Source organism: Microbulbifer maximicatervae (SeqCode) (genome assembly GCF_052466985.1).
In genome coordinates this window covers 4,653,296-4,678,263 of sequence record NZ_CP174298.1, presented here as the reverse complement: position 1 = coordinate 4,678,263, position 24,968 = coordinate 4,653,296, and the positions used below count along the sequence as shown (strand labels likewise).

The window sequence follows — 24,968 nt, the reverse complement described above, 5'->3', positions numbered from 1 at the left end:
GCAATATTCCCGTAATTTTTCACCGAAAGGCTTCATTTAGAACCTCCCAATAACGGCGCAAAAAATGCTATCAAACAAAAGACATCAACATTTTCCCTGATAATGCCTTCGACTTTGTTGGCTGGTGCCCTTTTGAAGAGTAACTTAGGGCGGGTGGCAATTTTCTAGTAGGCCTGATGTTCGATTGCCGCATCAAAGAGGGCTCGTGGTGTTACTCGGCCACTCGCCTTTTCAAAAAAATCAAACTAATGAAGATTACGGAGCATCATCATGGAAGAGACTCTCACACTCTCTCCCGACAGCCTGCAGCGCCGCCTCAAAAAGCAAACCGCGTCCCTCACACTCTCTCCTGACGACCTGCAGCGCCTGCTAGGCAAGCAAGCCACACAATTAGATAGTTCGACCTCTCTCTCTTTCGAATTCACGCCAACACCTCAAGCAAACCCACTGCAACGCGACCCCGTCCTGGGCAACCTCTTGCAACATGAAGCTCGTATGCTCGAGTGGCTCGGTGAATCTGAAGGCAATGCACGTCAATTCGTGCTCGACCCAATTGCGACTTTTCAGCGGGTATGCGACCCGAGCGTCGAGATGGTCGAGGAGTTGCGCGGCCTGTTTGACCGAGAAGAACCAAGTGACTTAATTGAAGAAGAAATTGAAGAGCAGCAAGGTCTTCAAGAAGTTGAATCCTCGCCAGATCCAGACCTTTCACAGGGTTGGGACTTGATCAGTGCCTCGACTCAAGGAGCGGTCAACAATTGGATTAGCGAGCTCTTCGAAGGCGACTCTGGCCAATGGTCCTTCAGCGGAAGTGTCGGCAAGGGCCCCGCCAAGGTTCGCTACGAGTTCGCATTTGATTGTCCCGCCTTCATCGCTCCCGAAGACCAAAAGGCGACGCTCGACCTGCCCATCACAGGGTTCATCAAGTTCCCAGGTATCACAAGCAATATCGAAGATGCGCAGGGCCAAAGCCCCGGTCACGCCCGGCTCGTTCTTGACCTCGACAAAATGCAAGCCAGCGCCAGCATCAACCACTATGGGCAAGTCACCGTGACCATCCAGAAGCCCAACTGGGACATGATGGAACTTGACCTCAGCGATATTCAACTCTCAAAGTCGATCAAGGGCCTCGACATTACCGACGCGATGAAAGGAGCAGTCGACCAACTCATCTCAAGTTTTGATTGGCCCATCAAGTACACGGTTGCTCAACACACCCCCCTGCCCGCCGGGAACCTGGATATCGGGGTGATGTATACAGCCTTTGATGGCGGCTCCGACTCAAACTTGTTCGGACTTGGGATATGCCGTGGGAATCGCCAGCCAATAGACGCGCTTCTACCACAGACTATCCCTAGCAACTGTACATCCGCACTCATCGTATCCAACGACATCATTTTGACTTCGGTGGCTGCGGCGATTGCTGAAGCAACGCCACTGACCTCATCGCAGCTGACGGTGACCGATACCTACCCCGAAAAAATGTACCTCAACACCGACGTCGAGGATGTGATTGAGGGTGCGCATATCAAAATCAAAGAAAATAACCTCCAAGCGGCGTTCAACAACGACGGCGATCTTGTTATCAGTGCCGACATCAGAGTGAAGCGTGGGGCCATGACCCTGTGGGTCTACCAAACCCTAAAGCTCTCTGCGACGATAAGCTTCAACGCCTACGACGATGTGCTCAACATTCAGGTGAAAACCAAAGCGAAGCTCCCCTTCTGGTGGGCATTCGTACCGCTTGGCTGGGTCCTTCAATTGATCATCTCGATTCTGAGTTCGAAGAAAGGGAGTGTCGACATCGCGATTCCCGGCTTCCAGGTCAAGAAGACGAATTCGCCCGCTTATCTCCAGGTTGGTGGTGATTGGGCCTATATGCCAATCAAGCTTCATTCCACCCCAATCGCGCCTCCGAATATTCAGATGATGCAGATCAATCAGCAGCTGGATGAAAACGGCGGAAGGTTCCGGTTTGACTTCAGCAGATACGGCTCAGAAGTGACGAGCTTTATCGTTGCCGCCACCTACTGGTTCTTCAAGTACGAAGGAAGCACGGACCACCAGACGCAAACGCTGGGCCTGTCACTCACCCAGGTTCACAACAAGAATGCCGTCCTAACCGTCACTCCTGACGCCACTTTGTACGGCCAGAAGAAAGGTTTAAGCCCCTCAGCCTCCCAATTGACATTGTCCTGCATCGCAGTGGTCGACGGCCCTAAAGACGGTGTGATCTTACCGAGAACCATCACCGGTATCCCCGATGAATCAACCAGCCCATACATCCCCCTCGATGAGCCAGAGGCTTATGCTGCCCTTGGAGGCTGGGCGTGCGAGTACCACAAGGACAACGATCCGAGCGAACCCCCAAAGTCACACCACGTTCGCACCATTGAGCTCGATGCAACCACCGCGGTTCCTAACAACTACGAAGTGGGTATCCAATCGACTGCACAGATGCACGATGACTCGGGCAACAATGCCATCGCATCGATTGATGGCAATCTCATTGAGCTGAGCAAGAGCCCCCCTCTGATCGCAAAGTACGTGACAAACCTCCAAAAAACGAGTGATGACGTGTATGTCGAGATGGGCCAGCCCATAAGCGACGCGGCAGTATTCCTGTCTGGCTATCGCGTCCACTACGACAGCAGTGACCACGATATCCGGCAAGTCGGCGGAGGTTCGGAAACCTATTCCACGTCAGGCTCGCAGGTCATACTGCACAATCCACACGCACTGATCGGCGACGGCGACTCGGGAAACAGCAAGCACACTCAAGAAAACAGCGAATCGCACGTGTCGTTCCTAATTATCGCAGTACCGGAGTAAATCGCGCGGTTGCTCGGGTGGCCATTGCACGCCCGGGCAACCCATGCGGTTTCTGCGACGGTGTACACGCTCAGTCTTCTTTTGACGCAGCGCCGCCAATACCTCGCGACAAACCTTAGTGGTGCACAACCTAGTAACGAAAAGTAAGTAGCCTTTTATCAACTTTATCGTAAGTAAATGGAAATTCATTAGCAGACAGTTTTTTGCATTGCAGGCACAAATCAGTTTTAAGCCGAGTTCTGTCTGCAATTAACGAAGTACCATTGCTACAAGTTATTGGGATAGCTTAGTGCGCCATTTGTTCTGTCAATAATTACACGATAATTTTCAAGAAAATGAGTAAATTCAAAAAACTCAATAATCTTTCTTTCGCCCTATACCATACCTATAACCTTGACTCACAAGCAACAATTTACCTTTAAACCCTATTTGCCATGTCAACCAATTAAGTGTTGATCTACTTAACGATGCAGAAAACCCTAGAGGTGTAGAAACCAATTTAGCAAAAGTTTTTAGCGAAAGACTTAGTTCTTTTTAGCCCCCTCATAAAGCTTCGAGGTAAAAGAAAAGGACGATATAAAAACAAAGAAAAAGAATTAGTAACTCCACTCTGCATTTGCCAAAGGAGAACTATTAAGCAGATGCCGACGCTCCTGCCAACCGGGCAAGTACGAATCCATTAAAGCTCGGAACCTGTCATTGTGATGGCGTTCGAACAAATGCACGAGCTCGTGAACTAGAATAAACTCCAAGCATTCCAATGGTTTCTGGGCAAGCTCTAGATTAAGCCAAATACGGCGTGCCTCGATATTACAGCTGCCCCACATGGTTTTCATTCGCTTAATGCGCCAATCACAGCCTTCCAGCCCCATTGCATCCAGCCAGCGGGGCAGTAGTTGGCCAACTTCAGTTTTAAGGGTCTTGCGATACCAGTCTTCAAGTACTTTCTTTCGCCCAAGGTGACTAGTACCTGGGTTCACCCGAAGTTCCAGCTTACTCTTGCCTGAAATATAAATTTCATGGCGCCCTCGACGCTCAACCACTGCCAGTCGATAACGTTTTCCAAAAGAGTAGTGGCTCTCGCCACTGACCATTTCGCGTTCCGACTGGCGGGGCTGATCAAGAAAACTACGCTGCTGTTTTTTAATCCAGGGAATGCGCGGTACTATCGCGCGTCGAATAGCAATATCAGATAAATGTTCAGGCGCGGAGACACGCACCACACCCTCAGGTGGCAATACACTGATATGCAGGTTCTTAATCGCCTTACGGTTTATCGTAATCGCTAGGCTACCAACCTGCATATTGATCGTGTCAGGTCGGCTCACTGATACTCCACTTGGGCTTTGGCCAGTTCCATCACTTTATCCACATCAACGTCATAACCAACTGACTTTTCTCGAATGGCGTTCGCCACTTCGCGCTCCTTAAAGCGATCTCCTACCCACTCATCCTTTTTGGTATCGCGGATGGCGGTATCAAGTTTAGTGGCGAGATTCTCATTTCTACCCAGGTTATCATAGAGCGCTCGTTTAGCAGGGGTATCCATCGATGTCGGATACTTGGTTTCATCTGGCTTTAATACATCCTTTGCTAGCACCCTTACCTTCTCAAGATATTCCTGATAATCCAAAGCTTGTTTGCGCCGCTGCTCAATCAGCTCTTCCAGCAGCTCAGACATTTTCTCGTAATATTTGGGGTTGACCGGGTTCTCATCCACAATTTTCTTGCGGATATTGTTTTCAATGGTCTCGGCCATTGCTACCTTGTCTTTACGGATATCCTCTGGCAACTTCTCAAGCCCATCGGCACCGCGATTAACAATTAACTCGATTAGCCCTAACTCCTCGAAGTCCATTAGTGTCTCGCTGTGATCGGCCTGGATATACATATCCAGCAAATGGCGCATACCCGGCTCATAGCGCTTCATCTCAACCAGATCACCACTGGCCAGCTTAATCTCATCGCGGACCTTCTCGAAATAAGTCACTTCCTTTTTGATTTTGCTTGCTTGTACAGAGGAGTAACCAGCATCCTGCATCTCGCAGGCGATATTGCCATAGGCCCTTAGTAACTTGGCAACACTTTGATATAGCGTCAGGCGCAGAGCCTCTTTCTCAGTGCGCTCATCGGCAGACTGTTTATCGTCGCCACAGAAGTAGTGGATATAATCAGCGGTATTACGTGGAGCCTTAACCGGCTCACATAATGCTCTCACCATTTCCAGCGCATCATCCAGATCCTTGCTCGCCTCTGACAAACGGTCTTTTAGCAATCCGGTAACGTCTTCTTTGTCATATCCCTCAAAGGCCTCTGACGTATAGTTTTGGATAGATTTTTCCAGAGATCTGAATAGATCTTTATAGTCGATAATATAGCCGTAAGTCTTATCGTCGCCGTCCAAACGATTCACTCGGCAGATAGCCTGGAATAAATTGTGATCTGCCATCTTCTTATCGATATAAAGATAGGTAGCGGAAGGCGCATCAAAACCAGTGAGCAGTTTATCCACCACAATCAACAGGCGCATTTGTCCCGGCTCTTCCTTAAAGCGCCTCTTGACTTCTTTCTCAAATTCCTCTGAACGGCTTGCCGCCTCCTCCTCCGGTTGCTCAAAAAAATCCGCCAGCATCTTACGATAAACATCGTACTTGAAGAGCTTCTCCGTCAGCCCCTCACCAGTCTCTTCACCTTTAATAGCTGCTGCAGTAGGCTTATAACTGGTAACAATAGCGCACTGACCAGCAAGCGTACTGCCGTTGAACAATTCAAAAACCTTACACGCCTGATACACACTGGCACATACCAGCATCGCATTACCTCGGCCATCCATTAACCGGGGCTTAGTCTCCATATCCATTAAAATATCATTAACTATCTGCTCCAGTCTCGATTTGCTGGAAAGCAGTTTCTGCATCGTGCCCCATTTTTGTTTCAGTGCTGTCTTGCCCAGTGGGCTCAGATCTTTGGTTCTCACCTCGAACCAATCGTCAACTTTCTTCTGTGAAGTGATACGCTGATCAATATCCCGCGCCTCGTAACGCAGATCTAACACCACTTTATCCTCAACCGCCTCATCGAATTTATAGGCGTGGATAAAAGGGCCGAATACCTCAAGGGATTTTTTCTTATCAGCCCTTATCAGCGGCGTACCGGTAAAGCCAATAAACATGGCTTCCGGCAGGATCTTCTTCATCGCCTTGTGCAGCTTGCCAGACTGTGTGCGGTGGCATTCATCCACAAAAACATAAAGATCCCCTTTGGGGGCAAAGTCACTAGACAGGCTCCCGGCCACCTCCCTAATAAAGTTATCAGTGGCTTTATCTTTTTCTTCCTCGGTATCCTCTTTGCCATTTCGACCAAATTTGTGCACTAGCGAGCATACAAGCCAGGGACTCGGGTCATTGAGGGTAGCGATCAGATCGGCGCCGTTCTTGGTTCGATAGATATTCTCATCAACACCATTAAAGACCGCTTCTATCTGTTCATCGAGCTCGGTGCGGTCGGTAACAATCAACACCCGCGAATCTTTAACCTGCTCCCGAATCCACTTGGCCAGCCACACCATTGTCAGGCTCTTACCGGAGCCCTGGGTATGCCAGATAATGCCGCCTTCGTGCCTGCGGACATGTCTGTGCGCCGCCTGCACACCGAAGTACTGATTATGGCGAGCGGTTTTTTTGACTCCTGCATCGAAGACAATAAAGTCGTGAATCAACTCCAGGAAACGCCGTTTGTTACATATCAAGCTGAGATGGAAATCAAGTGGATTGGAATAGGGATTGGTCACATCCTCTTTCCACTCCAGATAATACTTCTCTGCCGTCTCTATGGTGCCGTAGCGTAAGCCCTGGGTATCGTTCCCTGCCATCACCAGCTGCATAGTGGTAAAGAAATTTCGGATAAACTCTTTCTTCTGATTGTCCAGATTTTGGCGAATACCTTCGGACACCCCCACAGAAGAGCGCTTTAGCTCAAGTACCCCCAGCGCAATTCCATTGACATACAAAACAATATCTGGGCGTTTCCTATTCTCATCTTTAATTGACACCTCTTCGGCAATAGCGAAGTCATTGGCCTCCGGGTTTTCCCAGTCGATTAACCATACGGTTTGATTTGTTTCACCGGCCCCTTCCTTGTCTTTAACCCCGTAGCGGAGCAAGCTGTAGACATCTTTATTGGCGTAATAGAGCTTTTTACCCTCACCCAGGGCGGCTGCATCTCCCAGTTGATGTAGCACCCTCGCGATTAACGCTTCGCTGGTACCGCGCTCACGCAGCCAGGACGACAGAATTACCTGCTCCACATTGCGATTGTTCTCGCGCTTTTCCCAATTACCTAGGTAGCGATAATTGAGTTCTTCCTGAAAAAGTTTGATCACCCGCTGCTGAGTCAATCGCTCTCGTTGTCCAACGTTACTCATTGCCACTCCATCTGCATTCAAGCCAATTCAAAATCACTTAATCTTCTAGGAAAATTAAAGCGCGCCAACCCGTTGATTAAACACCCTTTTCTTACAACTGCAACCCCTTAGCTCGAAAACAGCTTGAAGCTGACTTGATAGCGGAAGAAATCAATATTACTGGTAACACTCAGGGCGCGACGGATGCGCAGGTCATCCTCAAGTGCAATAATTACGCCCCTAACGGTTTGGCCCGATTCCGCCAACTCCTCTTGCACATAGCCCATATAGCGCTGCACCTGCCCCACCACGACATCACTGGCCCGGCCGCGCTTTAGTTCAACAACCAATAGTGTCTTTTGATCTTTACTGATCGCGAGAATATCAATGGGTCCGGTATCCGTGGGATACTGCTGTCCCGACAAATCATCCTCGTTGAAGATCTCATAGTCTTTGCCTAACTCGGTGTACTGCCAGTTGGCTATCAGGAATTCTTCAAGGTGCTTTTCGAGTGCGAAGACCGCAGGCTCCTCCACGGTGCTATCGGTATGTACAAGCGCTGGTGGCTGTTTACCCGCAAGTAAACTTTCTAATTCATCCGCATATTTGGTGAGATTGCAGACTGTGCCGATGGAGCCTGCAGAATTTCTGATGGGTTCGCTGAGTTCTTCACGGGAAATCCCCTTATCAAACCAGTTAACCTTGCGTCGATGGCGCAGTGCAGTGCCGGGGGCAAAATAATAATCACTGCTAACCTCGCCAACATAATAGAGGCCACTGCCACTAGGGCAGATCACTATGTCGCCAACTTGCATTCCCTTACAAATGGTATGCAACATGCCACAGGCGAGGCCGGCGGCGACTTTTTTCTTATCTGGGTTGGCGGACAGATAGATCGGAATAAAGTCCCGATTGAAATCCCGAAAACTCTCCGGCAAACGGCCAGAGAGGTCTTCCTGAATACTTAAGTCACCGCCTATATAACCTTCGCGGTGACATTCGTCAGCAAATGCACATCTAGCACCCGCCATAATGCGGTAAAAACTGCGTTTTGGAGTCATGGGGTGTTTTATCCTTATTGCTCTATGTTGCTTTCCCTAAAGCTGTTCACACTAGATTGTTGTCAGCGCATCCTCGGGAACAAAAATCCAACCCTCACCTGCTGGCACATCTACATCTGCAGGGCAGAGGGCATTTGATTTATAGTGAAATAACCAAGCCACCAGAGCGCAGAGCAGTGCATCGCGCTTGTCTTCATGATTAATACCGAAACCGAAGCCAGCCATATCCCACGGGTCCAGCTGTTGACCGGCCGGTGCCGTGCGATAGCTGCTAAGCAATTCACGAATAAGTGGCGAGGGTTTGCAGGCAGCGGGGTAGGCTTCAATCGCGGTCAGCCCGCCACCACTGGTCCAGACTCCGGTATTTGGATTTTCTGGGGCAAAACGAGCCAGTGCATGTATCCCTTTGGTGGCCTGGCTGCCGATCATATCCTTGATCGGCGATAGCGGCCTTAATCCACGCTGAAATAAAAAGCATTCGGTATGGCGGAATAGATAGGGGTTCGTATTCCAGTCTTCAATGGGCCCTGCTACAGACTCGCCAGAAATTAATTGCCGGAATGCTTGCGAAAAGCCCAGTGGTGTATCGATGACCAATAGGATCGGTGGTATATCGGCGGTAGTCTCAATCTTGCAATAATCCAGCAGTGCCCGAATCCATTCCTGGGTATTACCAGCCTCATTAATCGCCTTGCGCAAGTTGCCGCGCCAGGGCTGGCCGAGAATAGTGCGCTCACTATCCAGTACCACCAGCGCATCGCGACTACTGGCATTGCGATCACAATTCCAACCGCCGACATCCCAACCGATAAATAGCGGGCCAGCTTGCTTAGCGTCCATCATCACACGGTAACTGCTTCCGGCTGTACCAGGCGGATCTTGCCGGTAAGCAGTTGTTGCATCATACCCTGTTTGATCTGGCGGATTTTCTTCATACCCTCCTTTAATTTATCAATTTCACGATCCAAGTCAGTGAGTATTCCCGCAATAGACTCTTGCTCCCCTAGTGGTGGCATTGCGACCTTGAGACCTCTGATTATTGTGAGGTTTAATCCCCCACGCCCACCGTCTCCAGTTGATAGAGAACGCAACTCTTCATATCGCATATCCAAGTTGTAAAATAAGAACTCTGTTACATGTTCTGCACTCGGGAAAATTGCAGCAATAGATTGGTTCGTGCACAGCTTAATACAATTTACCGCAGCAGTTCCCCTTGTCCTACCCTGACCTGCGAGACCAACCAACACACAGTTTTGCGGGATATACTTCGTACTAGAGCTTTTTAGACCTTCGTTTGTAATTCTTTCTGCTACATCGTAAACGCGTTTAAGATGGAGCTCCCCCGAGCTCATCCATGGGTTATCGCCTCCCCAAAAGGTAGAGTTAGATGTGCTAGGAGTGCCACCCGCAGTGCAATCAGTAAAATCACCAATTGATCTAGTGCCCCAATCCTCCGGAATCTCCCCCAACTCACTCTGCTTGGTGCCTTTAGGCGTGCCATCTGGGTGCTTGGCAAACTGCGGCAGGCGGGTCTTGCCGGTTAGCAACTGCTGCATGGTGGCGGTTTTGATGGCTTGTTTTTTGGCGATTAGTTTTTCTAGGCATTCGATCAGCGTATCGGTATCAGTCAGAGCGTTAGCGATGGCGAGCTGCTCAACTCTGGGTGGACACGGGATGGGATAATGCCGAACAACATCGACATTTAGATTGCCCACACCTCCACCGAGATATACTTGCTCCTGGGCCCTAACCTTGTAAGGCCCACTGTTTAATAGCTGTGAGAGGTAATAACTGTCTAGAAAAGACCTTCGTGGCTTGATAAGGGTCAGGGATACGTAAATAGAGAATTCAAATTCCGCTTCAATTACAGCAGCTTCACCAATGGTGCCAACGCGAGAATAAAGTACGTCCCCTTTTAACGGAGGGTTGTTCCTATAGAGTTTCTTATGTAATTCTGGGGAAATGTACTTAAAATTATCCCACAGGATTCGTCCATTCTTTACGTTGGAACTTGATAAAAAAGGGCAACCTATGGATTCGGGAACATACGCCGGAGTTGCTGCGATTCCACATGTAATTAAATTGGTGACCTTGGAGAAGCTATGAACTTCCCAATCATGGGGAAGAAGACCCAATTCAGTTTTTTTGTAGCCACTTGATGATATTCTCGTATCCATAGTTACCACTCCAATCCCATTGCCCGCAAATGCCCAGCCACCTTGTCACTTAAGCTTTCCACCTGCTGAGTCAATTGCGGTAGCGGATCGTGATAGCGCTCTTCCAACTCTTTTAAGCGGTTTGCCAGCTGCTGAGTCACCCGCTCAATTTCCGCCTGAATAGCAGCTTCAAGACTAGTTAACCACTTATCATCAATCAGTAGCGACTGGATATCCTCCTCAGTTAGCTGGCCGTACTGGGCCAGTACTCGCTTATCCAATTCTTCTTTCGCTTCTTTATGGGATTTTTTGGCGGTAGCTTCCGCATTGAACAGTTTCTTGGCCTGCTTAAGAACCTGTTCCTCTTCGTAATCAAAAATCTCCTTCAAACGCGCGGTAACGCTGGCCTTGGTGATTTTGTCTTTTTCGTTAATAGCAGCACTCAGCAGGCCGTCCTCACCGCCGTGCTCCTCCAGATAGCTCTCCAGCTCGGCAGTGGCTTCGTCCAGCGCGCTCTGTGCGGCGTTGACTTCGGCCAGCTGTTGGCTGGCAAAGCGCTCGGCAATCAATTGTGGCGGTATCGCATCTGCCTTGTATTTGGTTTTATTGACGATCAGGTCTGGAGTTTCCTGCAGCTTCTCCCCCTTCTTAGGCACTAGCACGCGCAATTGTGCAGCGGCCGGCCAGCCCCCCTGGGTAATCAGGTACACATCGTCCTGCATAGTCTCCGCCCAATAGTCCATCAGAATCTGGTAGACGTCGTAGCGGCTGAGCAGCGGCACCGGTATATAGGCCTCCAGCAGCGCCTCGGAGATTTCGTGAATAAATACCTTGGGCTTGTCACCCTCTTGCAGCTCTTCAAAGGGCTGCTTTTCTGTCCACTGGGTAAAGGGTGCCAGTGCCTGATCGCGAAAAGCGTTAAATTCTGGGTGCGCCAGCAGGGTACTCTTCACCTGGCCGGGTTCCACCAGGGCCTGGCTGTAGCCATCGCGCAGCGGTTCAAACAGGCTCTGGCGCAGGGTCGGAAATACCTCCCAGAATGCGCTGAGCCGGTCCAGATCGGCATTGGGGATACCCCCTTGCAAGTGCGCGCTGAGATCGTGCAGGTCCTCCGGCTCGGAGGCATCGATATAGCGCGGGATATTCAGGTTGTAGTCGTTTGCAGCAATCTCACTGAGCGGTACCAGCCGGCTGTAGCGATCCAGCTCAGTTTGCTTGGTAAACACATCGACCACCTTGTGGATATCCTGGCTGCGCAGGCGGTTCTTGTTGCCGTCCTTAATAAAGCCCTTGCTCGCATCCACCATAAAGATGCTGTCACGGCCCTGGGCCTGCGCCTTGTCCACCACAATAATGCAAGCGGGAATACCGGTGCCGTAGAAGAGGTTGGCCGGTAAGCCGATAATCCCCTTGATATAACCCTGTCTAATCAGGTTCTCGCGGATACGCGCTTCGGCGTTGCCACGGAACAATACCCCGTGAGGCAAAATCACCGCGCCCTTACCGGTGCTCTTCAGTGAGGTGAGGATATGCAATAGGAAGGCGTAGTCGCCATTCTTCTCCGGCGGCACACCCCAGGTAAAGCGGTTGAACTCGTCTTGCTCTGGATTAAGGCCGTTACTCCAGTTTTTATTGGAAAACGGTGGGTTGGCCACGGCGAAGTCGAAGGTTTTAAGCCGGCCATTTGCCTCTTTCCACTGTGGCTCGGAAAGGGTGTTACCCTTCCAGATCTTGGCAGTGGCATTGTTGTGCAGAATCATATTCATGCGTGACAGTGCGCTGGTGGCATTGTCCATCTCCTGGCCGAAGATCGACAGACCACGCGGGGCCTCATCGCTGGCCTTAAGCAACAGGGAGCCGGAACCACACGTAGGATCGTAAACACTGGCATCCTGCGGTGTATCGCTGGTGATACCCACCACCTTGGCCAAAATACGGGAGACCTCTGAGGGCGTATAGAACTGCCCCTTACTCTTGCCGGACTCGGTGGCGAAGTGACGCATCAGGTATTCGTAGGCATCACCCAGTAGGTCATCGCCGTCGGCATGGTTGGCGGATAGGTCCAGCCCTTCGAACAAGCCGATCAGCTTGGATAGGCGGTCCACCATATCCTTACCTTTGCCGAGCTTGTCCTCATCGTTAAAGTCGGCCACATCGATCACGCCCTTGAGATCATTCTCCTCAGCTAGGGCGCTGATAATTTTGTTCAGTTTATCGCCAACTTCTTTATCACCCTTGAGGGCAACCATATCCTCAAAGCTGGCACCGTCGGGTACCACAATCATGCCGTAGGGGTCGCCCTTGTACTTGTCGGATACGTACTTCATAAACAGCAGGGTGAGTACATAGTCCTTGTATTGGCTGGCATCCATGCCACCGCGCAACTGGTCACAGCTAGCCCAGAGGGAGGAGTAGAGAGCGGTCTTCTTAATGGCCATTAAGCGGTAATTCCTAAGTATTCTTTAAAAGTATTCGTTGTCGTTGAGCGCTCTGAGCGCAGCCGTTTACAACTGCTCAGTATTTAACCCGGCGGCCTTCAGGCGTTGGGTGAGATTACGCATCTTGCTGAACTCAGTAGCAAAGCTCTGCCGCAGGCCCACGCCCTCACAGAACTCCTTGGAGGTGATTTTCTGCAGCTGATCGGCGTACTTGATCATCTGTAAGTGCAGCTCTTGGGTGTACTGGTTGCGGGGAGCAGCCTCTAAGGCAGTGCGGATTTGTTGGTAGATTTCGGATTCGTACATGTCCGGATTCGATGATGTAAAAACAGCTAGCTAATCTAGCTAAATTAGCTAGATTAGCCAAGGTTCAAAACTGGCTAATTTATCGGCTATTTAAAGGAGTGAAGGCTTTCCTATATCGCACAAGTATTGGCCTCAGTACCCTATTTTGGTGTTGCGTGACTGAATTATGATCGCTGAGGCGGTGTCTGCATCGATAAGTAACCAACCCTAGAAGAACTTTACTAAGTGAAGTTGCTCATCACAGGCTAGTTTCTGATCAGCTTCCATAGTTGGTGAAACACTCTGCTGCCCTCCTCTTATCCAGCCTAAGCTCATTGAGTTTGTTGATTTATTACTTTCCCTCTATGAACTTTCGATTTGAAATACTGAGGGTTGGCACTGATCAATTAGCTGATCGATTAAAGTTACTTTTAACTTGATTTTAATTGGCGGCTAGCTTTATAAGAGCAATATAAAAAGGAATTGAATTAGCAGGATAGCGGAAGCAATGACTAAGCAATACATCCACCAGTTTAGAACTATGGAGGACCTTCGGGAAATCATTAAAGAATTCCAGGGGTTCGTTGCCCGACCTACTGTCGGAGAAAACCATCCCACACTGTATGACCCGGAGAATACTCCCCCTGGAGAGAAACTGGTACAGGGCCTTAGAGTAAAAGATTGGTACCTATCTCCCGACTATCAATGGGTTTTACCCCATTCACAAATGGGGCTTTCATTTTCTTCAAACTGGCAACATTTAAAGGGTCTGCATAAAATGATGCAGAAACACAATCCTAGTACGGCAGTACATGTTTACTGGGTATTGGAGGCAGCGGACATTCCTCCAGGCTTGAAGTTTGTGCCAGATCAAAAGAAGAAAGGACATCACTTTCTTACTGTTACCGATAAAATGCTAGTGCACCAGCTAGTGGAAAAATTAAATTGGATAGCAGACCGAATGTCGGTCATTAAAGATGCAGGATTCACACTATGATCGAATATAGATATCCAGAAGAAAAAATCGTCGCGATATATTTTGCCGAAATCCTGGAAGATATTAAGGCCAGCGAAATTATCGAACGTGGATACGTTTCCTCTGCAGAAGAAGCCTCTCATCTAAGTAAATTCTTCTGGGCCATGATTGAGAAATCGGCCCAGGGTGTAGAAATCCCCTGCGAAGGAAGCTCTGAATACTGGACTGAGAAGCTTTACAACACTCTCGGCGGCTACCTGGAAGAAGCAGGCTATGAAAAGCAGTGGGATGATGAAATTGATAATGCTTAAAATCCTACCATCCCATATATAAGGTGAATAATGGGATGGCCGAAGTGACATATAAAATCAGCTTTAATTACACGGATTTCTATAACTTAGATTTAGACCTTGAAGAACTTGGCGATACTCTTGATGAAACTCTGGGTGAAGATGAGTTCTACAGTTATAGCTGGGACAATATCTCTCTTAAAGATTATTGGGTAGATATAGGCGCAAAGTTTGTAGACATCGGGCTTAACAACGATGCAAACCCCGATATTACAACATGGAATGGCGCAAACTTAGTATTATCCCCGTATGCCTATGACAAACTGAAAAACCACCTCAGCTCACTGGGGGAGTTTCTACCACTCACCATCAACAATCAGACTTATTTTGTTTTCAACTGCCTAAATACTGTGCAGGCGGACAAAAGTGTAAGCGAAGCAGACATTGTGGATAATTTATGGATGGGAGTTAAAAGCATAGGATTTGATGAAAGTAGCGTTAAAGACAATCTAATTTTCAAGAGCAAGTTTGACCGCTGTTCAGCGCTCTATTGTGGAGATAAGTTCAAAAGTTTAGTAGAAGAGCTAGGCCTTAAGGGGCTTATATTCAACAAAGACCTCCTAACCTCTTTCTAATTTGTACGTTAGTGGCACAATCAATTGGAAAGTTAATCCATACAAGATAATTAGCATATTGAGCAAAATGAAAACCTAATATTTGCAAGCGATGATTGAGTTTAGCGAGCACGAAACCACTATCAAGGGTGTGGTATTATATTATTCCAGAAAATTAGAAAATCAATTTGCCGAGGATCTCGTACTCGGAGTAAATGATATCACTTCCGCTAACGAAGCCAGAAAGCTCACCCAGTTTTTCTGGGACATGGCAGACCAAGCAGCTGAAGATTACCAGGCCGACGAAGAGTTAGAGTTTGAAGTAGATCTTGAGAGCTGCATGGAAAGATTAATGAATATTTTCATCGGCTATACCAAAAGAACAGGCTTTAACCAACAATGGATTGAAGAATCCAATAGGATTAACAGCACTTAAAGTTTTTTTCACCATCGAGTCCAATGCCAGCTATTACCGGCCTTTCATCTATCCGTTTCTCTAGCGCTATTATTCTCGGCGGCTCAATAAAACTGGCCAACAGTTTCCCGCCATCAGTGAACTAAAATCATCAATAATTCTTCTATCTATTTTTTCTTCATAGACATAATAGACAATAAATCTCGGCTGCTTACCAGTGCCTAACTTTGACTCTTCATAAAAACAGAAGGAAAAGTGTTGAATAACCTCATCACCGTCTACATCTTCATAAGCCACAGTAAGAGAGTCCCATGAAGGCGAAGATATACCCTTAAGTAATTCTTTTTGGGCACGCACATTATGGTCCTTGTAAGCAACAGTCAAACCTGCAAGCTGGTTGCTGGACACATGGAAAGACAGTTTCGTATCACCAAATGTTTCCGGTAGAGAATACATAAAATCTGCTTTATCCGCTTTTAATACGTCAGGAACTCCTGCCTGCGCAATCATAGAAAAAGAGGCTAGCAGCAATATTAAAATTCCACTTTTCATCATCCACCTTTCAGCTCTTTTGATAAAACCGCCCCACCTCATCAAAGAGGCAAGAAATTCTAGCAAGTTAAAAATACAAATCACATCAACTAGAAAAAATCTACAGACCAATATACCAATCACCTGTGAGATATAGAACCAGACAACCAATAAAATATAGGCGCACAAATAATCTTATTGGATTTTATTAAGTTTTCTTCAGCGTCAAAGCTGCGTAGAATCGAAAGATATTTATCAATATTTTGGGCCGTGATCAAATCGGCTTCGACAAGCCAGCAGCCCAAGATAAAACAAGAACATCAAGAGTTATATAAAAGACCCATTCTCAAAGGAGAACGGTAGCGTGACGTAAGAGTAAGTAAAAGGCGCTGACCCAGGGTGCGGCAACACCCGGGGCCAGCTAACCAAATTGATACCATAGTTATCAAAGTGGCTCCATGAATGGTACGCTAGAAACCCGCTCGTCTTCAATAAAAGGTTGCAAATTCAGTAACCTGAGGCGATTCCCCAAGCACTGGGAGTCTAGCGCCCGCCTTTTCTTCTTTTACGCCTACCGTTCTCGCGCCCCTCCTAATACCTGCAACCGTTCTTACTTTCCTGGCCTTCCCGTTGCGGGAGGTTTGCCAATGCTTTGCGTCTCATTAGGAAACCAATATGTTGATTTTAAACCGCCGTACTGGCGAGAACCTCAGGATTGGGGAAAACGTCTCAATCACGATATTAGAAGTTAAAGGTAATCAGGTGCGGGTAGGTATAATCGCTCCCAAATCCTTACCGGTTCACCGTGAGGAAGTTTATAGGCGTATCCGAAAGGAACAGAAAGTGGACGATGGAAATGATTGAGCAACGGATACTTCTCATCATTTCTAAATAAGATAGCGGGCTTGGTACTCTTCAAACCAAGTATCAGCAACGCTGCTCCCGAGACGCATGGATGCTATTGCATATAATTCATACTCAGAGTCGGTGGGATGCTCCAAGGCGAGCGAAAGTAATACGGGCACCTGTACAACTTTGTGAAACCAAGTTTTCAAAGTCTTGGTGCCCTCTTCGCTCCAAAAGGGTGAGGGTGACTCACCCTGGGTCAGTACATCTACCTGGCTTGCTAAAAATTCGATGATGCATTGCCGGGAATCAGGAGAATCATCTTCCCACCACTCCCTAAGCTCCTTGGAAATATCGCATCCTGCACAGGCAAGTGTGGCCAAGCAGGTTTCTACATTACCGGCATCCCAGCGTTCCGACTGCCACCATGCGTTTAAAAATAGAGTCACGGCCCTTCGCTCAGGCTCTAGCCACATATTCCAGTCTGCATATACAAGTTTGCCGGCGATGATCTCGCTATAGCTCGTTAATGGCGTATCAGTGGCAATAAGCTCAAGAATCCTGGGTAGGAAATGCTTGAAATCTTCGACCCCACCCCAGGTGGTCATAGCTTTATTGGTATATCTCTCAAGATCACTGCTGGTAAGTTCGCCCAGAGGTGCACTATTTAGCGCTTTATGGTCTTCCTCTGAGATACAGCATGGACAACCACTGACATGTGCGGAACGCGGGTACCGAGCGAAGGTATCGTAGGCATTCTCAATAGCGGCCTGTAACGCTGGAGACAGTGACTTCATAAGTTAACCCAGTAAAACTAGAATGTGGCTTTAAAGGCAGTGGTTAGCAATATTACAAGGCCGTAGTTGAGGATTCTAGAAACTTATCTTGGCAATCTAAGAAGTACCTATATACCAACAAGCAGTCGCTTAGTGGTGTGTCCGTTGTCGCTGGGCAGGATCATCGATCTGAAATAAAGCCACCTCAAGGAAGTGGCTATAAAAACCAGGCAATGAGCCCACAACTGCTTTTCGACTATCCTCGGTAAATCATTTTCTTAAGCCGCTTGAGGTTAAATTGATAAAGCAAAAGCCGGCAAAATACGTTGCTCTATCAAGCCCAGGGTTTTGTCATCATCTCTGTGGCCGGTGACGGCAATTACCAAATCAAGGTCTTCAATAGCCATGACATACTGGCCACCACCGCCCCAGCCAAACTTTGCGATATATTTCTTGTTGCCAACCTTCAGAGGCGTTCGCCAGAAGAAGTAGCCGTACGAAAAATTGGTATAGTCAAACTCATCATCTGTGGGAACAGCCACTTTTCCAGTGGCCTTAGCAATAAACGCTTCAGGGATTAACTGATCGCCATTCCATCTGCCTTTATTGAGTACCAAGGTGCCCCACTTAACCATACTGCGAGATGTCATCATGGCCCTTGACCCTGCCTGGGGCACGCCACTGACGGCTTCCTCCCAGTGATAGTTGTCGATCTCCATCTTCTCTAGCAGCTCTTCTTTAATAAAGTCGCTCGCGGAACCGGGAACCACAGCATCCAGCACCAACATTGCAATCATTGGGTCTGAGCCTTGGTATAAGTAGGTTTGCGATTCTGAGGTTATCGGTTTGCTATGGCTTAAATAGATTTGGGCCAGCTTTTTTCCTGTCAAATGCTCTGGATTTTCCAGTAAGGCATCCCGTTTTTTTTCATCAATACGAATTCCAGATTGCATACTCATGGCATGGCTCAATGTCACAAGATCTGCGCCTTTAACAAGCTTCGTCCTATCCAGCCCTTTCAGGAGGGAAGTGACGGGCTTGTCTAAGTCTTCCATGGTTAAATAGCCCAACTGTATCGCCCGCCCAATCGCCAGGGCTGTATAGGCCTTGCTGGCAGAGGCTTGTGGGTGCGGAAAATTAACACGACCAAGGGAGTAGTAGGATTCAAATACCAGTTTGTTATTTTGAGCAATTAGTAGGCTATCGTAGGGTGTATGTTGGTTGTCTGCTATTTCCTGTGCCAGTTTTTCCAAGCTCTCTTTGATGGTATCGATTTCACCAACAGGAATACCGTCTTTTCTATCCGCTGGGGCTGTATCAATAAATGCTTTTTTAAGCTTGGGAATTGATCTCTCCAGGCCTGTGAGGTCGCTACTATAGTCGGCCATATTGACTTCTGGTGCTTGTAGGTCTCCTGCGCTTACAGTAGTACATATCCCGTACGTTAACCCGATTGTGATTAGCTTCTTGATAAGCATTTTATATCCTGCATTAAATTTTTAACGGTTTATTAATATGGATCGATATACTATTGATTAGTGTTTCACTTTATCCGCAAGCCAATAAATACTGCGCACCGAAGTCTTTGGAAACGCCGTTGTGTGATTAGCCGATTCAATAACCACCGGTTCTATGGATAAGTTAGCCAGCTTTTGGCTCTTTAACTCACTAACAAACCTTTCTACCGTTGCACCCAGCTCCTTTTCTAAAGCGCCGTAGGCAATAAATACATTGGTTTGTTTTGGTAGTTCTATCAATGGTTTGTTAGGCTCTAATTCAAGACGAGAATCCATATAAGTGCCTATCAATCTTGATGGACTACCGATAATGTAGTTCTGAAAAGTATCCGGTTGACTTATTAAGGCATAGACTCCAAAGAGACCACCAAATGAGTAACCGAAATATGTCCGATTATCTGGATTCGCGCGGTAATTGCTTTCGATATACTTTATAACGTCATTTCTGATAAAGGCGAGATGCTGATGGGCCTCTCCTTTAAAGGATTCTTTATCGTTAGCTTTATCATCTGAGGGTAGTGCTGGTTTAAAGTCCCGATATCGACTCGACCATTCATTTTCATCAGCTGGCATACCTTTCCGCCAGCCAATACCCACCAAAATTGCATCTTCCAGTGCATACTCTGTGGTGGCCGATAGTATTTCAACCGCCCACAAAGCATCTGTATAATAAATGACCGGATGCTTTTTGGTGTCACTCTCCTCATATTTCTCAGGCAACTTGATATACAGCTCGTATTCCCTGTTATTGCCGGAGTCCTGAATGGGTATCACTTGGATTGTGGATAACTCCAGGGCTTTATGCTCACCTGCTTCAAGGGCAGCGATAGGTAGCAACAGGAGAAAGGCGACTAGTAAACGCTTTTTCATATCAGTATTTATACCGTTACATGTGATCGAAGAAGCGTTCAATCTAAACAAGGAGCCTATGAAACACCTGAAGTGCCCCTGACTTTTGAATGACTTTGTTCTGTTACCATAAAGTGCTTACTTATCAATAACTTACAAAGTCTACTTTAGCTGTAATCAGGGTTTATGCTAGTATCCATTGCCAAAATTTAGCTCATATTTTGTTCAGGTAGATACATCAATGACTTCACAATATTGGGTCGGTGACTTCTTTGTTGATTTATCCAGAAACCAGATCACCCGACATGAGCACTCGCAAACTGTCCCCCCTAAAGCCCTTGCTGTCTTAACCCACTTAGCAAGACATCAGCGAAAAGTTGTGAGCCAGGATGAGCTACTGTCTGAGGTCTGGCCGGATACAATAGTCACACCCAATACGCTGCAAAGAAGTATTGCGCAACTTAGAAAAGCCTTTGGGGAAGATCGGAAGCAGCAGTCTTATATTAGGACCCATGCGAAACAGGGTTATAGCCTGGAATGCGATATTGTTTGGCAAGATGGTGATTCTATTCCACAGGGTAAGACAGCACCGGAAGAAGAAGCTCCCTCCCCCACTTCCCCTAAGCCTGAAATAGATATAACACCGGTTAATCCAAACCACCAAACCCAGACGATCAAACCAAATCGATTTCCAATCTTTGCACTTGTCGGGTTGGTATTATTAGTATTTGTTATATTTAAACACTCTCCGCCCGAGCAAAGCTCTCAGCTTGTATTTGATCGATTACAGGCGGTAACTGCAACTGACCGTAAAGAGTTTAGCCCCTCTTATTCGCCTGACGGTGAATATATTATATTTAATCGTTACTTAGATAAGCTCTGCGTTAATAAAATCTGGGCCAGAAATATTCATACACAGAAGGAAACAGAGTTAACTCCAGAATGGGGTACTTATGGCCGCCATACACTATCACCGGATGGCAAGAAACTGGTATTTATTTCTGAAGAAGACTGCACCATACCGCTAACCCAAAATACTTGTTACAACCTGGTAAGCCTGGATTTTCAAAAGGCATTAGCCAGCCCACAGCAGCCAAATGTATTAATGCGCTGTAGAAATTCCGCGATTAAGAACCCGGTATGGCTAAATAATAATGATCTCGCTATTTTGCACAAAGAGACCGACCGTTGGCGGTTGATCAACTATTCAGTAAAGGATAATGCCAGTCGAGTCCTTTATGACCTGGAAAATGGAAACCTGGCCTATTTTGATTACTCAATAAGTGAAGGGTTAATAGCCGTAACCAGCCATCATCAAGATGGCCAGCTTTATATAGATATGCTGGATTCCAAGGGGGCGCTTTTATCTAGCCACCCGATCAACTATCCGGATGAAATCCCCCAACGCAGGACCATATCCCCTAACTTTTCACCGCTTACAGATGAGTTAATCTTTAGCACAGGGCGGCGACTCTTCTCTCTCACTTATGATGGAAAGGTCAGTAAGCTTGATTTACCCCTGGATCAGTCTGCCAGCTCGCCGGAATTCCACCCAAATGGGCAGAGGGCACTTCTGATTAAGGGCCGATACGATAGTGACATTGCCTCTATACCTCTTAGACAGCCTGAGTTGATCGATACGCCCTCAGAAGAAGATGTCAGCGAACTCTACCCAAGCACAACACGGTCGATTTTGGGGGAAGATGATGGCATTTTTCAACCCAATGGCAACTTGATTGCGTTTACATCCAGGCGCTCCGGTGAAGACCAGGTGTGGATAACTGATGGCAGCGATTTACGGCAAGTCAGCCAGTTTCCAATGGATACCAATATCTACGGCATTAACTGGTCTGCCGACGGCCAAAGCATACTGGCGAGTGCCAATCAGATACTGACTAAAATCTCCCTGAACGGTAGCAGAGAAGCCTTCTCACTAGCGCATCCAGTTGACCGACTATTTCAGTGGGATAGTGTGAGTAACCTCGCACTGTTAACTCTAACGGTGAAAGGTGTTACAAAGTTTGCAGAAGTAAACCTGGATAATCTCGAAGTAAGTATTATCAACGATACCCAAGTTAATTGGGCCCAAAGAAGCGAGGATGGCCGGCTGATCTATATGGATCATATGAACCGCTTCTGGCAGCCCGGCCCTGCGGAAGACCAGCTAATCGAAGAGCTGATTCATCAGGGCAGTGAGAAAAGGTTTGTGATCAAAGAGAATGTGATTTACTCAATCAATCGAGATGACCAGTTATGGGCATACGACCTCGACACCAGTAACTTTTCTATTCTGAGAACAATGCATAGAGACATCGATTACTTGACTGATATTAATCAGAAAAACCTAATGATTACCTATGTTGTTGCCGCTAAAAAGGAAGTGGCAGAGTTATTCTTACGGGAATAGAAATATAGCCTATTTTAGTTTTCAAAAATAAGATGGTTAGCTATAAACCATCTTACTTCCCAACCGCGATTTAATTCAAGATATCACTCTTTTTTTCTATCAACTAAATTGCATGGCTACTTAAAAAGTTTCATAAGCTGTTCAACCATCCACATATGAAGCTGGCTGTGGTTAGATCGACTATGCCATGCTGCTATAACTTCAAATTTTGGTGTTTGCGTGTCCAACTTAAGAGGAATAACTTTTTTATTGGGTAGTAGTCTTGAGGGGTAGAACGCAATTGTGTTTGTAGCTGCAATTATATCTGGGGCGGCAGAGAAGCTGGGTATCGACATAACAATATTGCGTTTTAGCCCCTGCATCGCAAACCACTCATCGTGTGATCCTTTGAGGTTTGCCCGTGATGGTGAAATGATCAGTTGCGGAAGCTCTGCTACATCTGCCAATGTTAATGACTTACCCTTCAGTGGAGACTTTTCTCCCGCGATACAGACATGCTGCTCCTCAAATAGCAATTTGTATGGCAGGTCATCCGGTATGAAATCAGGAAAGGTGAGCGCTAAGTCGATCTCACCAGACACCATTAACTGATTGAGATTATCTGTTTCAAAGTCCCTGACGATAACTTTAAGTTCCGGGGCAGATTTACGGACGACCTCTAATAGCTCGGGCAGTACCGATTGAATCGCGTAATCCGTGGCACTAATACTAAAAATCCCTCTATAAGTTGCCGGATCAAACGCTATTGGGGTTAACAGTGACTCTACATCCTTCAAAATACTACTGATCCTGCCTCCCAGCTGCTCAGCAACAGGGGTGGGCACCATACCGTTGCCTTGCCGGATAAACAGCCGGTCATCAAACACTTCTCTCAGCTTACGCAACTGTTCGCTTATCGCTTGCTGGGTTAACCCCACCTTTTCAGCAACCCGGGATAGATTTCTCTCTTGAAGCAGTGCTTCTAGTATACGTAGCTGTTTTAGGTCCAAACGGCTTATACCATTCATATTTGTAACCGAGACAAAGAGTAGTTGTTTCAAATTGTATGCTTGCATCTCTAGTATTCCCACCATCGCAAGGCACAGCCAAAACTGGCTGGGGCTATTCAGTTGCCCTTATCACCGCTGCTTTTTACCTGTGTCTTTTCAAACACTCACTGCAGTCAGTTTTTAACAGGAAGGTCATTATGAAAAACGAGTCACTATTCAGTGAGATCAACCTGGGCCCTTACACCCTGAAAAACCGTATTGTTCTGCCACCCCTGACCCGATCACGTAGTAGTCAGCCTGGTAATATTGCCAATGACTTGATGGCTAACTATTACTCACAGCGTGCTGGTGCTGGGTTTATGGTTACAGAAGGCACACAAATCGAACCCAGGGGCCAGGGCTACGCTTGGACACCTGGAATCTATTCAAAGGAACAGATCGAAGGCTGGAAAAAAGTGACCAAAGCCGTGCACGATCAAGGCGGTATCATCTTTGCCCAGCTCTGGCATGTTGGGCGTGTATCCCACACTTCACTACAGCCTGGCAATGCAGCACCCATCGCGCCATCTGCTATCCGCGCAGACGCTGTTAAGGTATTTATCGAGACAGGCCCAGGACAAGGCACCCTGGCTGAACCCAGTGAGCCTCGTACGCTGACAACAGAGGAAGTTAAAGAACTGGTTCAACTTTATGCCCAGGCCGCGCGCAACGCCATGGAAGCCGGATTCGACGGCGTTGAGCTACACTGTGCCAACGGTTACCTTGTGAACCAGTTTATTTCAGAACATACCAATCATCGCGATGATGAGTATGGTGGTAGCCTGGAGAACAGACTGCGCTTCCTTAAAGAAATTGTTGCGGCGGTATCAAAAGAAGTTGGCAGCGAACGGCTCGGTGTTCGGTTTGCACCGCTTTTCGAAAGTACCGATGAGGACAGAGTCTACCTTGGTCTGGTAGAGAGTGATCCCCACAAGACCTATATCGAAGCTATTAAGCTGCTAAATGAAGCTGGAATTGCCTATCTGTCATTGGCCGAGGCGGATTGGGATAATGCACCTGATTTGCCTGAGAATTTCTATCGAGAAGTACGTGAAATCTTTGGCGGGCGCATCATGTATGCAGGAAAGTATTCCCCCGAAAAAGCTTTGCGGGTGCTTGACGCAGGTAATGGAGATATCTTTGGCTTTGGCCGACCTTTTATTGCCAACCCGGATCTTCCCACGCGTATTCGCAATGAATGGCCACTCAATCAGGTTGATCCGGAAACTATGTATGGCGGTACCGATGTGGGGTATACGGACTACCCTCTATACCAGCCGTGATCTGGTGTAGATTGGGCTCGTTCATTATGAATTGCTAGTTGTAAGTGGAATTTCTATAAATATTTCTAAAGTCTATCAGCGCTATTTAAAAGACATAAGCGCTTATTGATTAGAAATAGATAGCCTCAGAGAATTCTATTTTCTGGGGCTTCTTTTATTGAGCTACTGTAGAATTATTTATTGCAGTTTTTTAAAGGACTTGCCATTTAAGCAAGGCCTCCAATACCGATCCAGAATCGTCTTGTAAATCCAACGTCCGATA

Annotated in this window: 20 protein-coding genes; 8 read left to right on the top strand and 12 right to left on the bottom strand. The window is 47.2% G+C overall.

Annotated elements, in window-relative coordinates; genetic code table 11:
• Positions 1–270: 270 nt before the first annotated feature.
• Positions 271–2,832 (top strand): hypothetical protein, encoded by a 2,562-nt coding sequence (locus ACJJI3_RS20585; RefSeq protein WP_444940787.1) that lies wholly within the window; start codon positions 271–273, stop codon positions 2,830–2,832.
• Between the two features lie 596 nt (positions 2,833–3,428).
• On the opposite strand, the gene ACJJI3_RS20580 is transcribed toward ACJJI3_RS20585, so the two are convergent.
• From ACJJI3_RS20580 to ACJJI3_RS20550, 7 genes are all read right to left on the bottom strand, one after another.
• The gene (locus tag ACJJI3_RS20580) at positions 3,429–4,160 is read right to left on the bottom strand and encodes a M48 family metallopeptidase (protein ID WP_444940786.1); all 732 of its coding nucleotides are present in this window, start codon (positions 4,158–4,160) and stop codon (positions 3,429–3,431) included.
• The gene (locus tag ACJJI3_RS20575) at positions 4,157–7,255 is read right to left on the bottom strand and encodes a type I restriction endonuclease subunit R (protein ID WP_444940785.1); all 3,099 of its coding nucleotides are present in this window, start codon (positions 7,253–7,255) and stop codon (positions 4,157–4,159) included. The genes ACJJI3_RS20580 and ACJJI3_RS20575 overlap by 4 nt, the downstream gene beginning before the upstream one ends.
• 107 nt (positions 7,256–7,362) lie before the next feature.
• Positions 7,363–8,295 carry an endonuclease NucS domain-containing protein gene (locus tag ACJJI3_RS20570; RefSeq protein WP_444940784.1) on the bottom strand — a complete coding sequence of 311 codons (933 nt, stop codon included), beginning with the start codon at positions 8,293–8,295 and terminating at the stop codon, positions 7,363–7,365.
• Between the two features lie 51 nt (positions 8,296–8,346).
• Positions 8,347–9,138: a hypothetical protein gene (locus ACJJI3_RS20565; RefSeq protein ID WP_444940783.1), complete on the bottom strand. Its 792-nt coding sequence runs from the start codon at positions 9,136–9,138 to the stop codon at positions 8,347–8,349.
• A complete protein-coding gene (locus tag ACJJI3_RS20560; RefSeq protein WP_444940782.1) occupies positions 9,138–10,472 on the bottom strand; it encodes a restriction endonuclease subunit S in 1,335 nt (444 codons plus the stop codon). Before ACJJI3_RS20560 ends, ACJJI3_RS20565 begins: the two co-directional genes overlap by 1 nt.
• 2 nt (positions 10,473–10,474) lie before the next feature.
• Positions 10,475–12,889: a type I restriction-modification system subunit M gene (locus ACJJI3_RS20555; RefSeq protein ID WP_444940781.1), complete on the bottom strand. Its 2,415-nt coding sequence runs from the start codon at positions 12,887–12,889 to the stop codon at positions 10,475–10,477.
• A gap of 66 nt (positions 12,890–12,955) precedes the next feature.
• Positions 12,956–13,195, bottom strand: a complete 240-nt coding sequence (locus tag ACJJI3_RS20550) for an HTH-like domain-containing protein (RefSeq protein WP_444940780.1) — start codon at positions 13,193–13,195, stop codon at positions 12,956–12,958.
• A gap of 487 nt (positions 13,196–13,682) precedes the next feature.
• On the opposite strand from ACJJI3_RS20550, the gene ACJJI3_RS20545 reads away from it, so the two are divergent.
• From ACJJI3_RS20545 to ACJJI3_RS20530, 4 genes are all read left to right on the top strand, one after another.
• Positions 13,683–14,171: a hypothetical protein gene (locus tag ACJJI3_RS20545; RefSeq protein WP_444940779.1), complete on the top strand. Its 489-nt coding sequence runs from the start codon at positions 13,683–13,685 to the stop codon at positions 14,169–14,171.
• Positions 14,168–14,461: a hypothetical protein gene (locus tag ACJJI3_RS20540; protein ID WP_444940778.1), complete on the top strand. Its 294-nt coding sequence runs from the start codon at positions 14,168–14,170 to the stop codon at positions 14,459–14,461. The genes ACJJI3_RS20545 and ACJJI3_RS20540 overlap by 4 nt, the downstream gene beginning before the upstream one ends.
• Positions 14,462–14,496: 35 nt before the next feature.
• The gene (locus ACJJI3_RS20535; protein WP_444940777.1) at positions 14,497–15,075 is read left to right on the top strand and encodes a hypothetical protein; all 579 of its coding nucleotides are present in this window, start codon (positions 14,497–14,499) and stop codon (positions 15,073–15,075) included.
• 82 nt (positions 15,076–15,157) lie between these two features.
• Entirely contained in the window at positions 15,158–15,490 is a 333-nt protein-coding gene (locus tag ACJJI3_RS20530; RefSeq protein ID WP_444940776.1) for a hypothetical protein, read from the top strand.
• Between the two features lie 69 nt (positions 15,491–15,559).
• On the opposite strand, the gene ACJJI3_RS20525 is transcribed toward ACJJI3_RS20530, so the two are convergent.
• The gene (locus ACJJI3_RS20525; protein WP_444940775.1) at positions 15,560–16,024 is read right to left on the bottom strand and encodes a hypothetical protein; all 465 of its coding nucleotides are present in this window, start codon (positions 16,022–16,024) and stop codon (positions 15,560–15,562) included.
• Positions 16,025–16,675: 651 nt separating this feature from the next.
• Between ACJJI3_RS20525 and csrA the strand changes: the two genes are divergently transcribed.
• Positions 16,676–16,864, top strand: a complete 189-nt coding sequence (csrA, locus tag ACJJI3_RS20520; protein ID WP_444940774.1) for a carbon storage regulator CsrA — start codon at positions 16,676–16,678, stop codon at positions 16,862–16,864.
• Between the two features lie 23 nt (positions 16,865–16,887).
• On the opposite strand, the gene ACJJI3_RS20515 is transcribed toward csrA, so the two are convergent.
• The 3 genes from ACJJI3_RS20515 to ACJJI3_RS20505 form a co-directional block, all read right to left on the bottom strand.
• Positions 16,888–17,643: a hypothetical protein gene (locus ACJJI3_RS20515; RefSeq protein WP_444940773.1), complete on the bottom strand. Its 756-nt coding sequence runs from the start codon at positions 17,641–17,643 to the stop codon at positions 16,888–16,890.
• A 272-nt stretch (positions 17,644–17,915) separates the two neighbouring features.
• Positions 17,916–19,100 (bottom strand): serine hydrolase domain-containing protein, encoded by a 1,185-nt coding sequence (locus ACJJI3_RS20510; protein ID WP_444940772.1) that lies wholly within the window; start codon positions 19,098–19,100, stop codon positions 17,916–17,918.
• A 57-nt stretch (positions 19,101–19,157) separates the two neighbouring features.
• Positions 19,158–20,009 (bottom strand): alpha/beta hydrolase, encoded by an 852-nt coding sequence (locus tag ACJJI3_RS20505; protein ID WP_444892003.1) that lies wholly within the window; start codon positions 20,007–20,009, stop codon positions 19,158–19,160.
• A 220-nt stretch (positions 20,010–20,229) separates the two neighbouring features.
• On the opposite strand from ACJJI3_RS20505, the gene ACJJI3_RS20500 reads away from it, so the two are divergent.
• Complete coding sequence (locus ACJJI3_RS20500; protein ID WP_444940771.1) at positions 20,230–22,395, top strand: winged helix-turn-helix domain-containing protein; 2,166 nt, start codon at positions 20,230–20,232, stop codon at positions 22,393–22,395.
• Between the two features lie 116 nt (positions 22,396–22,511).
• On the opposite strand, the gene ACJJI3_RS20495 is transcribed toward ACJJI3_RS20500, so the two are convergent.
• A complete protein-coding gene (locus ACJJI3_RS20495; RefSeq protein WP_444940770.1) occupies positions 22,512–23,450 on the bottom strand; it encodes a LysR family transcriptional regulator in 939 nt (312 codons plus the stop codon).
• 131 nt (positions 23,451–23,581) lie between these two features.
• Here ACJJI3_RS20495 and ACJJI3_RS20490 point away from each other — a divergent pair, with 131 nt between their 5' ends.
• The gene (locus ACJJI3_RS20490; RefSeq protein ID WP_444940769.1) at positions 23,582–24,706 is read left to right on the top strand and encodes an alkene reductase; all 1,125 of its coding nucleotides are present in this window, start codon (positions 23,582–23,584) and stop codon (positions 24,704–24,706) included.
• Positions 24,707–24,968 lie beyond the last annotated feature (262 nt).

Excerpts from the sequence above, each read along its gene's own strand:
- ACJJI3_RS20490 (WP_444940769.1), top strand. The coding sequence starts at position 23,582 with ATGAAAAACGAGTCACTATTCAGTGAGATCAACCTGGGCCCTTACACC.
- ACJJI3_RS20550 (WP_444940780.1), bottom strand. The coding sequence starts at position 13,195 with ATGTACGAATCCGAAATCTACCAACAAATCCGCACTGCCTTAGAGGCT.
- ACJJI3_RS20555 (WP_444940781.1), bottom strand. The coding sequence starts at position 12,889 with ATGGCCATTAAGAAGACCGCTCTCTACTCCTCCCTCTGGGCTAGCTGT.
- ACJJI3_RS20505 (WP_444892003.1), bottom strand. The coding sequence starts at position 20,009 with ATGAAAAAGCGTTTACTAGTCGCCTTTCTCCTGTTGCTACCTATCGCT.
- ACJJI3_RS20510 (WP_444940772.1), bottom strand. The coding sequence starts at position 19,100 with ATGCTTATCAAGAAGCTAATCACAATCGGGTTAACGTACGGGATATGT.
- ACJJI3_RS20495 (WP_444940770.1), bottom strand. The coding sequence starts at position 23,450 with ATGCAAGCATACAATTTGAAACAACTACTCTTTGTCTCGGTTACAAAT.
- ACJJI3_RS20560 (WP_444940782.1), bottom strand. The coding sequence starts at position 10,472 with ATGGATACGAGAATATCATCAAGTGGCTACAAAAAAACTGAATTGGGT.
- ACJJI3_RS20545 (WP_444940779.1), top strand. The coding sequence starts at position 13,683 with ATGACTAAGCAATACATCCACCAGTTTAGAACTATGGAGGACCTTCGG.
- ACJJI3_RS20535 (WP_444940777.1), top strand. The coding sequence starts at position 14,497 with ATGGCCGAAGTGACATATAAAATCAGCTTTAATTACACGGATTTCTAT.
- ACJJI3_RS20565 (WP_444940783.1), bottom strand. The coding sequence starts at position 9,138 with ATGATGGACGCTAAGCAAGCTGGCCCGCTATTTATCGGTTGGGATGTC.
- ACJJI3_RS20540 (WP_444940778.1), top strand. The coding sequence starts at position 14,168 with ATGATCGAATATAGATATCCAGAAGAAAAAATCGTCGCGATATATTTT.
- csrA (WP_444940774.1), top strand. The coding sequence starts at position 16,676 with ATGTTGATTTTAAACCGCCGTACTGGCGAGAACCTCAGGATTGGGGAA.
- ACJJI3_RS20525 (WP_444940775.1), bottom strand. The coding sequence starts at position 16,024 with ATGATGAAAAGTGGAATTTTAATATTGCTGCTAGCCTCTTTTTCTATG.
- ACJJI3_RS20500 (WP_444940771.1), top strand. The coding sequence starts at position 20,230 with ATGACTTCACAATATTGGGTCGGTGACTTCTTTGTTGATTTATCCAGA.
- ACJJI3_RS20575 (WP_444940785.1), bottom strand. The coding sequence starts at position 7,255 with ATGAGTAACGTTGGACAACGAGAGCGATTGACTCAGCAGCGGGTGATC.
- ACJJI3_RS20585 (WP_444940787.1), top strand. The coding sequence starts at position 271 with ATGGAAGAGACTCTCACACTCTCTCCCGACAGCCTGCAGCGCCGCCTC.
- ACJJI3_RS20570 (WP_444940784.1), bottom strand. The coding sequence starts at position 8,295 with ATGACTCCAAAACGCAGTTTTTACCGCATTATGGCGGGTGCTAGATGT.
- ACJJI3_RS20515 (WP_444940773.1), bottom strand. The coding sequence starts at position 17,643 with ATGAAGTCACTGTCTCCAGCGTTACAGGCCGCTATTGAGAATGCCTAC.